14 protein-coding genes are annotated in these 13886 nt (G+C 57.9%); 9 read left to right on the top strand and 5 right to left on the bottom strand.

The features are described from left to right. Positions 1-5: 5 nt before the first annotated feature. The 9 genes from ABK249_RS04875 (at position 6) to ABK249_RS04835 (ending at position 7923) form a co-directional block, all read left to right on the top strand. The gene (locus tag ABK249_RS04875; protein WP_348862357.1) at positions 6-308 is read left to right on the top strand and encodes an urease subunit gamma; all 303 of its coding nucleotides are present in this window, start codon (positions 6-8) and stop codon (positions 306-308) included. A 19-nt stretch (positions 309-327) separates the two neighbouring features. Then, the gene (locus tag ABK249_RS04870; protein ID WP_037149266.1) at positions 328-633 is read left to right on the top strand and encodes an urease subunit beta; all 306 of its coding nucleotides are present in this window, start codon (positions 328-330) and stop codon (positions 631-633) included. Beyond that, complete coding sequence (locus tag ABK249_RS04865; RefSeq protein WP_037149268.1) at positions 630-1037, top strand: lysozyme inhibitor LprI family protein; 408 nt, start codon at positions 630-632, stop codon at positions 1035-1037. Before ABK249_RS04870 ends, ABK249_RS04865 begins: the two co-directional genes overlap by 4 nt. 56 nt (positions 1038-1093) lie before the next feature. Further along, entirely contained in the window at positions 1094-2803 is a 1710-nt protein-coding gene (gene ureC, locus ABK249_RS04860; RefSeq protein ID WP_037149271.1) for an urease subunit alpha, read from the top strand. A 204-nt stretch (positions 2804-3007) separates the two neighbouring features. Continuing rightward, positions 3008-3550, top strand: coding sequence for a peroxiredoxin (locus ABK249_RS04855; protein WP_037149273.1), 543 nt, complete (start codon positions 3008-3010; stop codon positions 3548-3550). Positions 3551-3676: 126 nt separating this feature from the next. Continuing rightward, positions 3677-4138, top strand: coding sequence for an urease accessory protein UreE (ureE, locus tag ABK249_RS04850; protein ID WP_037149277.1), 462 nt, complete (start codon positions 3677-3679; stop codon positions 4136-4138). 6 nt (positions 4139-4144) lie between these two features. Beyond that, entirely contained in the window at positions 4145-4816 is a 672-nt protein-coding gene (locus ABK249_RS04845) for an urease accessory protein UreF (protein ID WP_037149279.1), read from the top strand. Positions 4817-4858: 42 nt separating this feature from the next. After that, entirely contained in the window at positions 4859-5470 is a 612-nt protein-coding gene (ureG, locus tag ABK249_RS04840) for an urease accessory protein UreG (protein WP_037149281.1), read from the top strand. A gap of 230 nt (positions 5471-5700) precedes the next feature. Next, complete coding sequence (locus ABK249_RS04835) at positions 5701-7923, top strand: adenylate/guanylate cyclase domain-containing protein (protein ID WP_037149282.1); 2223 nt, start codon at positions 5701-5703, stop codon at positions 7921-7923. Positions 7924-7935: 12 nt separating this feature from the next. Here ABK249_RS04835 and ABK249_RS04830 read toward each other — a convergent pair whose 3' ends face one another. The 5 genes from ABK249_RS04830 to ABK249_RS04810 form a co-directional block, all read right to left on the bottom strand. Further along, the gene (locus ABK249_RS04830) at positions 7936-8460 is read right to left on the bottom strand and encodes a YHS domain-containing (seleno)protein (RefSeq protein ID WP_348862355.1); all 525 of its coding nucleotides are present in this window, start codon (positions 8458-8460) and stop codon (positions 7936-7938) included. 37 nt (positions 8461-8497) lie between these two features. Then, positions 8498-9088, bottom strand: coding sequence for an ankyrin repeat domain-containing protein (locus ABK249_RS04825; protein WP_348862354.1), 591 nt, complete (start codon positions 9086-9088; stop codon positions 8498-8500). Between the two features lie 238 nt (positions 9089-9326). Continuing rightward, positions 9327-9794, bottom strand: coding sequence for a cyclic nucleotide-binding domain-containing protein (locus tag ABK249_RS04820; RefSeq protein WP_037149673.1), 468 nt, complete (start codon positions 9792-9794; stop codon positions 9327-9329). A 52-nt stretch (positions 9795-9846) separates the two neighbouring features. Beyond that, positions 9847-12561, bottom strand: coding sequence for an ABC transporter transmembrane domain-containing protein (locus tag ABK249_RS04815; protein WP_227703652.1), 2715 nt, complete (start codon positions 12559-12561; stop codon positions 9847-9849). Between the two features lie 357 nt (positions 12562-12918). Continuing rightward, positions 12919-13743 carry an MBL fold metallo-hydrolase gene (locus ABK249_RS04810; protein ID WP_037149288.1) on the bottom strand — a complete coding sequence of 275 codons (825 nt, stop codon included), beginning with the start codon at positions 13741-13743 and terminating at the stop codon, positions 12919-12921. Positions 13744-13886: the final 143 nt, after the last annotated feature.

Here is a 13886-nt window from a genome sequence, read left to right as displayed (position 1 = left end):
TTCCCATGAACCTCACCCCCAGAGAAAAAGACAAGCTTCTGATCGCCATGGCGGCGATCGTCGCCCGCCGCCGGCTCGAACGCGGCGTCAAGCTCAACTATCCGGAAGCGGTGGCGCTGATCACCGACTTCGTCGTGGAAGGTGCGAGAGATGGCCGTTCGGTGGCCGATCTGATGGAGGCCGGTGCGCATGTCGTCACCCGCGATCAGGTGATGGAAGGGATAGCCGAGATGATCCACGACGTGCAGGTGGAAGCGACTTTTCCGGACGGGACCAAGCTCGTCACCGTGCATGAACCGATACGTTAATTCACTGGGAGATTGAATCATGATTCCGGGCGAAGTGATTGCAGCAGAAGGTGAAATCGAGCTCAATGCCGGTGCGCCGACCGTTGCCGTCGAAGTATCCAACACCGGCGACAGGCCGGTTCAGGTGGGCAGCCATTACCACTTCTTCGAGACCAACAATGCTCTCTCCTTCGACCGGGAAAAGGCGCGTGGCATGCGGCTCGATATCCCTGCAGGGACCGCAGTCCGCTTCGAGCCCGGTCAGACACGTTCCGTCACGCTGATCCCGCTTTCGGGCAAGCGCGCCGTCTATGGCTTTCAGCAGAAGATCATGGGTGCACTGTGAGATTGACGATTGCCGCCGCCATTCTGGCGTTTTCCGCGCTTCCCGTCCTCGCTCAAGAGCCGAAACCTGACTGCAAGAACCCGATCACGCAGATGGAGATGACCTATTGCGAAGAACAGGAGCTGGATGCCGCCGACAAGATACTCAACGCGGAGTATCAGAAGGCCCGCAAGGCCATGAAGACCTGGGACGCCGATGCGGAGGGGAATTTCAAGGGGGCTGAAGATGCGCTCGTAAAGGCGCAGCGCACCTGGATCGCCTATCGCGACGCGCAGTGCGCATCCTATGGATTCCAAGCCCGCGGTGGCACGATGGAGCCGATGCTCATCTACGGCTGCCAGGCGGAGCTTACCCGCAAGCGTACCGAAGAACTCAAAGACCTGATCGAGGCTATGGGGAACTGAGTTCCCCATAAGCGTACCGTTTTTGAAACCGGCCGAAATTCAAAGGTAGACCGACCATGCCCCACAAGATGTCCCGCGCCGCCTATGCCAGCATGTTCGGTCCGACCGTGGGCGACAAGGTCAGGCTGGCCGATACCGAGCTCTTCATCGAGGTGGAGAAGGACTTCACCACCTATGGCGAGGAGGTGAAATTCGGCGGCGGCAAGGTCATCCGCGACGGCATGGGCCAGAGCCAGGCGACGCGGGCGGAGGGCGCGGTCGACACCGTGATCACCAATGCGCTGATTGTCGACCATTCCGGCGTCTACAAGGCTGATGTCGGTCTCAAGGACGGCCGCATCCATGCGATCGGCAAGGCTGGCAATCCGGATACGCAGCCGGGTGTGACGATCATCGTCGGCCCCTCGACCGAGGCGATCGCCGGCGAGGGCAAGATACTGACCGCCGGCGGTATGGATGCGCATATCCATTTCATCTGCCCGCAGCAGATCGAAGAAGCACTGATGAGCGGCGTCACCTGCATGCTGGGCGGCGGCACCGGCCCGGCGCATGGCACGCTTGCCACCACCTGTACCGGCGCCTGGCATATCGAACGGATGATCGAGAGCTTCGATGCTTTCCCGATGAACCTCGCACTTGCCGGCAAAGGCAATGCGTCACTGCCGAAGCCGCTCGAAGAGATGATCCTGTCCGGCGCCTCTTCGCTCAAGCTGCACGAGGATTGGGGGACGACGCCGGCCGCGATCGACAACTGCCTGACAGTCGCCGATCAATATGATGTGCAGGTGATGATCCACACGGATACGCTCAACGAAAGCGGCTTTGTGGAGGATACGGTCGCAGCCATCAAGGGACGCACCATCCACGCCTTCCATACCGAGGGGGCGGGCGGTGGGCACGCTCCGGATATCATCAAGGTCTGCGGGCAGCCGAATGTCATTCCATCCTCCACCAACCCGACCCGGCCTTATACGGTCAACACGCTCGCCGAACATCTCGACATGCTGATGGTCTGCCATCACCTGTCGCCGTCCATTCCCGAAGACATCGCCTTTGCCGAAAGCCGCATCCGCAAGGAAACGATCGCGGCGGAAGACATCCTGCATGATATCGGCGCCTTCTCGATCATTTCTTCGGACAGCCAGGCTATGGGCCGTGTCGGGGAAGTGGCGATCCGTACCTGGCAGACAGCCGACAAGATGAAACGCCAGCGCGGACGGCTGAAGGAAGAGGCCGGCGACAACGACAATTTTCGCGTCAGGCGCTATATCGCCAAGTATACGATCAACCCGGCGATCGCTCACGGTGTCAGCCACGAGATAGGCTCCGTCGAGGTCGGCAAGCGCGCCGATCTCGTACTCTGGAACCCGGCCTTTTTCGGTGTGAAGCCGGAGATGGTGCTGCTCGGAGGTTCGATTGCGGCTGCCCCGATGGGCGATCCGAACGCATCGATCCCCACGCCGCAGCCGATGCACTACCGGCCGATGTTTGCCGCCTACGGAAAGCTGAGGACGAATTCCTCGATTACCTTCGTCAGCCAGGCATCGCTCGATGCCGGCCTATCCCAGCGCCTCGGCGTCGCCAAGAAACTGGTGGCGGTCAAGAACGTCCGCGGTGGTATTTCCAAGGCGTCGATGATCCATAATTCGGCGACCCCGCATGTGGAGGTCGATCCTGAGACCTACGAAGTCCGCGCGGATGGGGAACTCCTGACCTGCGAACCAGCCACCGTGCTGCCGATGGCTCAGCGCTACTTCCTGTTCTGAGATCGAATTCAAGGCGTAGGCGACAATGAACCGGTGGACATCGACCGGGTGGTCCCTTGTCACTCACGTATGCACAGAGCGCATGGCTGTTATGTCGCAGACCTTTGATGCTGCACTGCAAGATATTTTACGTTAGTTTTTGTCGTCTCATTCAGGCGGTCCCCCAAGCCGTCGATTTTCCACGATTTTAGGAGAGTTGAATCCATGCTTATTGGAAAACGCATTCCCAATGTGACGTTCCGGACCCGCGTGCGCGACGAATCGATCGGCGGTCCGAATCCATTCCGTTGGGAAGATAAGACGACAGCAGATTATTTCGGCGGAAAACGTGTCGTACTCTTCTCTCTCCCGGGCGCCTTCACGCCGACCTGCTCGACCTATCAGCTGCCGGATTTCGAAAAGCTTGCCGGCGAGTTCAAGGCAGAAGGCATCGATGAGATCTACTGCATCTCCGTCAACGACGCCTTTGTCATGAATGCCTGGGGAAAGAGCCAGAACCTTGAAAAAGTGAAGCTCATCCCGGATGGTTCGGGTGAATTCACCCGCAAGATGGGCATGCTGGTCGCCAAGGACAATCTCGGCTTCGGCATGCGTTCCTGGCGTTATGCGGCTATTATCAATGACGGCATCGTCGAGCAGTGGTTCGAGGAGGAAGGTTATTCCGACAACTGCGATTCCGACCCTTACGGCGTTTCTTCGCCGCAGAACATCCTGGAAAATCTGAAGTCGACCAAGATCGCCGCTTGATCTGGTGTATTCCGCTTCATCCAAAACCCGGACGCGAGTCCGGGTTTTTTTGTTCACTGCCCAAAAGTCTTGCTCGCGGCGGCAAGCTCCGCAATGATGCGGTTTTCGCAGACAGACGAGTGTCCCATGCAGCATATCCGTTCCTACCATCCCGCCGGCGTCATCACTGATCCGCCCGTCGACGTCGTGACCTTGCCGCACGACCTGCGTCATCTGCGCCGCAAGCTGCTGCATCTTTCCAACGGTGACATGGTGATGCTCGACCTCAAGGATGCAGTGCTCTTCCACCACGGGGACCGTCTGGTGCTCGACAATGGCGACACTGTCGAGGTGCGAGCCGCACCCGAAAAGCTCTTCGAGGTGACGGCGCGCGACGCGCTGCACCTGATCGAGCTTGCCTGGCATCTCGGCAACCGGCATCTTTCGGCGCAGATCGAGGAAGGCCGTATCCTCATCCTGCGCGATCACGTGATCCGGTCGATGCTCGAAGGGCTCGGCGCGATCGTGACGGAGGTTGAGGAACCGTTCCAGCCGGCTCGCGGTGCCTATCATTCCCATGGTGGGCATTCCCATGGCCATCATGATTGAGCCTGCATGAGCCAGGGCCTCGATACACCGGCGCTGCTGAGACTGATGGCCTGGTTGTCGCCGGCCTTCCCGATCGGCGGTTTCGCCTGGTCCGGCGGGTTGGAGCGGGCAGCATTCGACGGTCTGGTGAAAGATGCAGGAAGTCTGGCCGGTTGGCTTTCGACCCTGCTGCAACATGGTGCGTTATGGAACGATGCGGTGCTGTTTGCGGAAGCCTGGCGGCAGTTCGAGGATGAGGCTTCGCTGAAAGAGACAGCGGAGCTGGCGCTGGCGCTGGCCGGTTCGGCGGAGCGGTTCACCGAGACGCTCTCGCTCGGCAAAGCTTTTGTTGTCGCAGCCTCCGCCTGGCCGCATCCGGCTTTCGATCGCCTGCCGAAAGATGTGCCGTTTCCGGTCGCTGTCGGTTCGGTGGCTGCCGCACATGGCGTCCCGTTGGACCAGGCGCTCGCTGCCTATCTGCATGCGATGGTCTCGCAATCGGTCTCGGCCGGCATCCGGCTTGGCGTCTGTGGGCAGACGGAGGGAGTCAAGGTCCTCGCAGACCTGGAAGGATTGATCGGAGAGGTTGCCAAGAATGCCGCGCGGGCGACGACGGATGATCTTGGCGGTGCCACGGTGCAGGCGGAGATTGCATCACTCCGACATGAAACGCAAAACACGCGGCTTTTCCGTTCGTAGGAACAGGCTAAAGCTGGTGAGCAAAATGAGAAAGGACGGCATATGAAATCGGCGAACGGCCCCTTGCGCGTCGGTATCGGCGGGCCTGTCGGCTCTGGTAAAACGGCGCTGACGGAAAAACTTTGCAAGGCGATGCGGGAAGACTACTCCGTCGCGGTCGTCACCAATGACATCTATACCAAGGAGGATGCCGAAGCGTTGGTGCGCATGCAGGCGCTCTCATCAGACCGTATCGTCGGTGTCGAAACGGGCGGCTGCCCGCATACAGCGATCCGCGAGGACGCGACGATCAATCTTCAGGCGATCGCCGGCTTGACGGAGCGAATTCCGGACCTCGACGTGGTCTTCATCGAATCCGGCGGCGATAATCTGGCGGCGACCTTTTCACCCGATCTTGCCGACATCACCATCTATGTGATTTCCACCTGCCAGGGGGAGGAGATTCCGCGCAAAGGCGGGCCGGGCATTACCCGCTCGGACCTCCTGATCATCAACAAGAAGGACCTGGCACCTTATGTCGGCGTCGATCTCGACGTGATGGATCGCGATGCATCTCGCATGCGCGAGACAAAGCCGCATCTCTTCACCGATCTGAAGCGCGGCGAAGGCGTGGACCATGTGGTCCGGTTCCTGAAGGAACAGGGCGGGCTCTGAGCCGCCCGAGGCAGGCTATGCAAACAATGCCGGCCGGTGGCTTTGTGCCACCGGTCAGTGTTGAGCGGCCGGGAGCGCCTCGTCGCCGAGTTTCCCGACGGGGAGACGCCACGCCGCCCTCTACCTTTGCCTTTTCGGCTTCTCCTCCAATCACAAGCTGAATCGCTTGTTTGATGGCTTCGGCGCCGCGTGTGTTGTAACATAATCGCTAATATATTCTGTGAGGGAGCATGGAACGCCGTCTCGCAGCCATCCTGATTGCAGATGTCGTCGGTTACAGCCATCTGAGCGAGATCGACGAGGAGAGAACACGAGCGCAATTTCACTTCGATGCCGAAAGCATCTTCTTCCCCGCAATTGAAACCAACAATGGTCGGTTGGTGAAAACGATAGGGGATGGTCTTCTTGTGGAATTTCATAGCGTCGTCGATGCGTTGCGTTGCGCGCTCGACGTGCAGGTTCTGAAAGCCGAGCGAAACGCTTCGGTTCCGCCGGATCAGCAAATGCAGTTTCGCATAGGCATCAACCTTGGCGACATTATCGTCGAGGGAGAGGATATCCATGGCGACGGGGTCAACATTGCAGACCGGATACAGGCGCTTGCGGAACCCGGAGGCATAGCAGTCTCCGGTTCCACCTATGATCAGCTGAAATCCAAGCTTCCCGTCGGATATCTGTCGCTCGGCCGGCAGAAGATAAAAGGTATCGCCGAGCCAATCAGGGTCTATCGCGTTCTGCTTCAGCCCGCTGCGGCCGGGAAAACGATCGCCAGCAGAGGGCGCTGGTGGCCCTGGGTCCATGTCGTCACAATCCTAATCTGCGGGCTTCTCCTGGCGAGCATGGTTTACTGGTGGCAGCCCTGGTCGCCTTCGCAATCTCAGGGAGCGATAGGCCGCTTTGCCTATCCCCTGCCGGACAAGCCGTCCGTTGCCGTCCTGCCTTTCATCAACGTGAGCGGTGATGCGACGCACGATCACCTTGCGGAGGGATTGACGGACGATCTCATCACCGAATTGTCCAAGGTGTCCGGTCTTTTCGTCATCGCACGTCATTCGGTCTTCGCCGTTCGCAATACGTCCGGGACGATCCAGGACGTTGCTGCCGAATTGGGGGTCCAATATGTCCTGGAGGGAACGCTGCAACGGGATGGGCTTCGCCTGCGCATCAATGTCAAATTGATCGAGGCGATGACCGGTCTTTCTCTTTGGGCGGAGAAATATGACCGGAAATATGCCGACCTGTTCGCGGTTCAGGATGATGTGATCGGCAAGATCATATCGGCCCTCGCGGTGAAACTGAGCCAGGGCGAACGGACGCAACTGGCACGCATACCGACCGACAATCTGGAAGCATACGATTATTATATGCGGGCCGAGCATGAAGGCTTCATATACGGCGACGTCGCCACCTATCGCCGAACGCTGTCTTTCTACCAGAAGGCCATCGATCTTGATCCCGGTTTTGCGAATGCGCATGCTGGCATCGCCCGCGTGGCGGTCGACGTCTGGCGGAACGACTACAATTTCCTGTGGTCTGCGGCCATTGCCAGGAAGATCGCCTATGACGCTGCCGGGCAGGCTCTGAAGCTGGACCCGAACAACGCGCGCGCCCATGCGGTCCTTGCATTGTTGCAGTGGGTTGACGGCCGCGAGACGGAGGCGCTGGAGTCCGCCAAAACAGCAATCGCAGCGCAGCCGAACGACGCCGAGGCCTATGGTAATCTGGCACTCATATTGGCCCATACCGGCAGCCGAGGGCAGGCGATCACCGAAATCGAGAGGGCGTTGCGACTCGACCCTTCGCCGGCGCCCGGATTCCAACTGCTCGCCGGTATCGTCTTTTATACGGCGCGGGAATATCGGCGGGCTATCCCGCTGATCGAGGCGGCGCTCGGCGACCTGCCCAGAGCCGAACCGGCGCGCGAATATCTCGCCGCCGCCTATGCCAGTGAGGAGGATCAGGCACGCGCTGAACAAGAGGCAGGAAAACTTCTCGAGCTATTTCCTGAAAGCAACCTGACCTACTACAGTTATCTTTATGATTACTGGCGCGACGAAGATCTCGATCGTCATCTGGCAGCACTGAAGTCAGCCGGCGTGCCGCAATGGCCTTTCGCTTTCCAAGGCAAGGATGCCGATCGTGTCAAGGGAACGGATCTCCGCGATCTGATCGACAGCCGGACATGGGTCGGCAGGCACAAGAACGGTACCGATTTCATGCAGTATTTCGACAAGACCGGAAAAACGGCCTATCGCAGCACCAACACAAACATCACTGGCGTCGTTGAAATTCAGGACGACAGTCTGTGTGAAAAATTCGATGGGTATTTTCTGGACAGATTGGTATGCGGTCAGGTTTTCCGCAATACGGATTCAACCGGGCGGAACGATACCTACGTCCATGTCACGCCGCGCTCCCTGCAGTTCTTCTCATTGGTACGCGATGGGCACTAATCTTGAATCCGGTCATTGGGCAGCAGGATGCAGCCAGTCTCCGTGCATTTTTTCAGAAATCAGCGTCTGCTGAACTTCGGACCAGTGCCTTTGCGAATCGACGACCTTTGTGGGGTTCTTTTCCATACCTTCAGCGGCGCCGGGGTCGTAACTTATATAAAGTTTGCCATCGATGATGCGCCAGGCACGCGGGTCGACATTGGTGGTTACCGTTCCGAACGAAACGCCGTCGGCGCAATAGCCGCCATATTGAGGCGCATAGCTGGATGGGTCCTTGACGAAAAGATCGCGGTTTTCCGCGCTCGAAAAATGCCAGACCGCTCCGAGCCAGCGATGGGAATATTTTTCGCTCCCTTCAACAGCTTTGCCTTCGACAAAATAAGCAACCGGATCATATCCCTTGATTGCGACATCGCCAAAGTAACCGGTGTTGACCACATCTTCCGCAAAAGCCGGCTGGGAGAGTGAAATCAACATGGCAGCGCCGCCGATGGCCAATATGTTCGGCATGCTTGCCTTCAGACCGTTGCGAGACATCTCAGTCCTCCATTCGTATTTCGTCCCAAGGATCAGGCTATTTGCGCCTGATGCATTCGTTGTAGAGCGGCTCGCCGACGAGTTCGGCTTTCTGACAGATCGCTCCAGCCTTCATTAAAAGTTCGGCAACATTCCAATAGCCGCGCCATCCGGCTTGTGTGAGGGGAGTATAACCGTTCCTCTCGGCGGCTTCGATATCGGCCTTGTGTGCCAATAGAAAGGCCACGACGTCGGCATGACCTTCTTCCGCTGCTGCATGCAATGGCGACATCTTGTAGAAGTTCTTGGCATCATTGACGGCCGCGCCCTTTGCCACGAGCAGTTTCACGACATCCAGATTTCCGGCATAGGAGGCAGCATGCAATGCAGTCAGTCCGCCTTTGTTTCGGACCTCTATATCGGCGCCTCTTTCGAGCAGAAGCGCCACGGCATCGACCCGACCCTTTAGAGATGCCAGTACAAGTGCCGGATCTCCTGCCTCGTTCGGTTCTGACATATCGGAGCCGCCATCCAGCGAGCGCTTGATAAGCTCCAGATCTCCCTGTTCAGCGGCATCTTGCAGAGGGCCAGCCGAAGCAACACCGGCGACCAGCACAACGGCAAAGAAGATTGATCCAAAGGAAACCACGGCACGCCCTCTCCCTACATCGGGTCACGGCCTGATGGTCGTTCTCAAAGGCAGGCCAGTGTTATCGCGGCAACGTTGAATATTAGCATTTTTCAATTTCTTCGGCAAGTTATGCGTGTCGCGCGACCTTATGATGCCGTCAAAGTAAAGATTTTCAGCCTAAAAGACTGCAATAACAGCAGCTATCCATGTGAAGTCGAGATTTCTGCAAGACCATTATTTATCGGTATCGGCCGTTTTATTGGGCGGTCGAAGGCGGATTCAATGCGCGGGCTGCGGTCAGCTCGGCGGTGGCATGGCTCAACCGCGCGGCAAGCATGCGCATGATCTCCACGGCCACTTGGGGAAAATCGTTCACGAGTTCCAGGAAATGTTCCTTTTTGATCCGTAGGACCTCAAGTGCAGATGTGGCGCGCACGGTGGCCGTGCGAGAAACATCGCAGAGAACCGCGATCTCTCCAACGATGGCGTTCTCTCCGACATCGGCCACCTTGATCTCTCCCGCCGGCGAGGAAACGATAATATCAGCCGTTCCGGAAAGTATCACATAGACCGCGTCGCCCACGTCGCCCTGTCGGCATAGGTCCTGGCCCTGGCGGTAGGTCATCCGGTCGGAGGCAAAAGCAAGCAGCTTGAGCTTCGCCGGCTTGATCCGGGCCAAGATGGGTACCTGTCTCAGCATTTCGACTTCGTCTATCAGCAAAATAAGCGTCCTGCCTGTTGCCGTAATCCCTGCTAACGTCTTCTTCCGCAAAATATTACGATAGCAGTTCCTTGAAAATCCTGTTTGTCTGCGAGAGTTTCAGATAACTGCCGGATTCCGCCAATGTTCCTCGGTGGAAGAGGAGGACCCGGTCGAAGATTTCCGCAAGGCTCGGGTCGGAAAGGACCCAGGTGATGGAAGGGCGATGACCTCCCCGATGCAGATCCTGGATGACACAGCGGGTTATCTGGTCCTGAAGCCGCCGGTCTAGCGCAGACAATGGGCGATTGAAGATAAAATAGTCCGAGCGTTTCAGCAGCGCGCGGGCAAGATTCAGCTTCTGCCGCTGCACCATGGTGAGGCGCTTTCCGCCTGAACCGACGTCGAACTGAAGGCCGACAGACAGCACGTCGTCATAGAGATCGAGAGCGAAGAAAATCTCTCGCATGAGCGTGCGGATCTGATCGGAGGCATCAGCCATCTGGTGGGCAACGCGACCGAAAAGCACGTTGTCCATGAGGCTCGCCGACTTGGAGAAGCGTTGCGGGTCGTGGCGCTCCACCAGTCCGGCCAAGTCGTCGGGAATGTGGGCATGGAACCTTTTGCGCGCGTTGACAATCTTCTCCATGAGGTTCTGGTCCAGCAGACCAAAGCGGTGGCGCGGCTCGATATAGGAGAAGCTCAACCCGAGTATCAGCGTGCGATCCTCCGACGACACCTCGTTCGGGGGGCTGCCTTGAAGCCGCTGAAGCAGACTTTGATAGGCGGGGATCTCATCGGCTGTCATGAAGGTCAGCTGCTGGAAAAACGCATGGTGCGGCGGCAGGTCATGGAAAAGCTCGACGGCATTTTCGGCGATCTCAAAGCCCATCGCGTAAAGATCGTCGTTCAGGCTTGTGTCACCAAGGATCTGTTGGAGATAAGGATGCGTCGCAAGCTGAGGGCTATTCTTCATAGGGTGCTTGGTTGTGCCGAAGAACAGATTTTCGCCGACTGTAGCCTGCGCGTTGTAAAGATCGAAATCGAACGGTACGACGATGTCGTCGAGGTCCTCTTCCGCCAACCGTCTGCGCAGAGAGGTTCGCAGCTCGACAAGATGCAGGCCGATCGTCGTATGGACATCCGGATCGATGGTCGACCGCAACGCGAGATCGAAGATATCCTCGGAGATCTGCACCGCATCCAGCACCGGTCGAATTATCTTGAGAAGATCTTCCGGTCCCTGGGCTCCGGCGGCTGCGTAATCCACCCAGTCGCTGTTGAGGTCGAAGGCTGGATTGCCCGCCTTGCGTGCTTCAATCGCGTATGTTTCGAATTCGCGGGCATTCCCACCTTCGTACCGTGCCTCTCTCAAAGGTGAGTGTTTCAGCCCATAGAGCAGGTTGTCGCGCAGCGTTCCATGCAGGAAGAAAGTATCGGCCGATGCATAGGATATCCTGCGGCCGGTGATCGATTCCGGAAGTTGGAGCAGGTCGCGGCCATCGATGGTAACGCCGCCCGAATCCGGCCAGGCGAGCCTGCCGAGCGCCTCCGCAAAGGCTTCAGCTCCGCTGCCGTTGGCGCCGACAATGGCAACGGTTTCATTAGGCTTGATCTCGGTTGAGACCTGGTTCAGGAGCCGGGCGCCGCTGTCGTCGCTGAGCGAGAGGTTGTTGATGACGAGTGCGCTTTTCAGCGCCGCCACCGGTGCTGTCGCAACCGCCTGGATGCCGCTGTCGATCAGCGGCTCCACGTTGAACTGTTCATAGACCTGGGAATATTTGACCTGCACATCCTGGCGAGCCTGATCCCAATCGATGAGCTCCTTCAGCGGTCCAGGCAAGTCCTTGTAGGCGGCAATGACGGCCACCAACTGGCCGATGTCCAGCCTGCCCAGCAGAACGAAATAGCCGCCGATAGCGTAGAAGAGGAACGGTGTGACCTGGGCAAGGAAGTTGTTGATGAATTTCACCAGGAACTTCCATTGATAAAGGTCGTAGCGGATGGAGAAGATGCGCCCGAGACGCCAGGCGATGTCGGCACGCTCCAGGTTGGAGGTGTCGTTGCCATGGATCGCGCCAATGCCGTCGACGATTTCGCTCACTCGCCCGGATAGTTCGCGGGCTGTAATCTGACGCTGACGTCCGAGCTCCAGCAGTCTTTTCCTCATGCGCGGTATGAGGATTGCCTGAACCACGACGATGCCTGCGGCGATCATTCCGAGCCAGAAGTTCTGGACGATGATAAAGATAAGCGTCGTGAGTGCCTGGCCACCGAGCAGCGCCGGCTGAACGAACGCGTCTCCGGTGAAGCCGCCAAAAGGCTCCACTTCATCCTTGATCATGGTCGCAATCTCGGCGGATTTCACCCGCTTGAAATGCTTGGGTGGAAAGCGCAGGACGCGGTCGATGAGCTCGAAGCGGATGCGGCGCAGCAGACGTTCGCCGAGCCGGCCCTTATAGGTGTTGATGTACAGCTTGAAGAGGCCGTTCACCACCACCAGTGCCAGGAAGATGAGGCTGAGCACTGCAAGCATCTGCAGGCGGTTGAGCTCGATGCCCCTGAAGAACTCAACATTGCCGAAGAGCGGAACGTCATAGGCAATATGCAGGAATGTCTGGCGTGTGTCCGGATCCTCGAAACCACTGCCCTGGATCGGTCCGTTGACGATCCGTTTCGGCAGGTCGAAAGCCAGGAAGTAGGGCACCATGGAGGCCGCAACGACAAGCAGAATCCACAGTTGCTGCAGCCGGGTATTCTTCCAGATATAGCGGAGCAGGCTCTTTTCCATCGTTGTCGTCAACCCGCTCGGAAGCTCACGGCCGGGACGAAAAGGCCACAAGGGAAAGGGTTTGTAGAAACGAAGCCACGGAAACTCCCACCAGCGAAGTAGATCGACCTATCATCATCGACAAACGCGCCAAACACAATGCAGTCGCTGTGAACGAAGGGAAAAAGGGTGCGCGACGAGTTTGATGACGTGGTTCATCGGCAGCAACGGGATGAAAAGCCCGAACCAAATCCGGCTGCATCGCCCATCGTCATTCATTGCGGTTCTTGAAGTTGGTTGCGAAGCCATGCCACGATACAGGCAGATATTTGCGATTTATGACATGGGACGCTAGCGAGCAACCTGCCGGCCTGGGAGTTAAATCTCCACGATCTGTCCTTCATATGCCGCGAAAGCGCCGGGGAAAACGAGTTTTGCGCTGCGCTCCATCTCAGCGAGCTGCTGATCTGTGCGCGAGGGAGCATGATGGAACATGGCAAAGCGTCTTGCATGCGCCATCTGGGCCAGCTTGATTCCGTGTTGCCAAGAAGAATGACCGAAGCCCCTGAAATGCTGCATTTCGTCTTCGTTGTAGGTGCAATCGTAGACGACCAGATCGGCGCCTTTCATTAATTCCAGCAGGGTGGGATCGTAGACCCCCGGACTGTGTTCGACATCGTAGACCAGCGCTACGGATTTGCTTCTCCACTCGATCCGGTAGCCGACCGCTCCGCCTGGATGGTTCAACATGAAGGTCCTGATCGTTATGCCTTTGCGGGGCGTGAGCATCTGTCCAGGGCTGAAGTCGCGGAAATTGACTGTCGCGGGGAAGGCGTGAAGCGGAAACCATGGTGGGCTGATGAACTGTTCGACCATCTGCCGTGTAGTCATCTTACCGTGCAGGTGGCCTGACCAGATATTCGTCTTGACCGACGGACGGTAGATGGGGTCGAAGAAGGGCAAGCCGATGATGTGATCATAGTGGCAGTGGCTCAAGAACAGGTCGACATCGCTCACGCCGTCGGCGGCCAAGGCAAGGCCAGCCTCGCGCAGACCGGAACCAGCGTCGAACAAAATGCGATCATCACCGCAGCGGATTTCGATGCAGGCCGTATTGCCGCCATAGCGGCTGAAATCGGGGCCGGATACGGGAATGCTGCCGCGGACCCCCCAGAACCTCACTTGAAGCCTATCGTTGTTCATCTTTTCTTAAAATGACCTTCCGGGCATGAGCCTCTCAGGAAATAGTCAAAGGAAATCAGTCGCCTGACTATCCGAGATGCGATGCCTTTGCTGCCTCCATTCCTTCTCTGTCAGGATAACCCCTGAAAGACACAAGCGCTACG

This window comes from Neorhizobium phenanthreniclasticum (genome assembly GCF_040066075.1).
GTDB classification, from domain to species: domain Bacteria; phylum Pseudomonadota; class Alphaproteobacteria; order Rhizobiales; family Rhizobiaceae; genus Neorhizobium; species Neorhizobium petrolearium.
The sequence above is the reverse complement of the archived record's forward strand: the minus strand, read 5'-3'. Positions and strand labels throughout refer to the sequence as shown.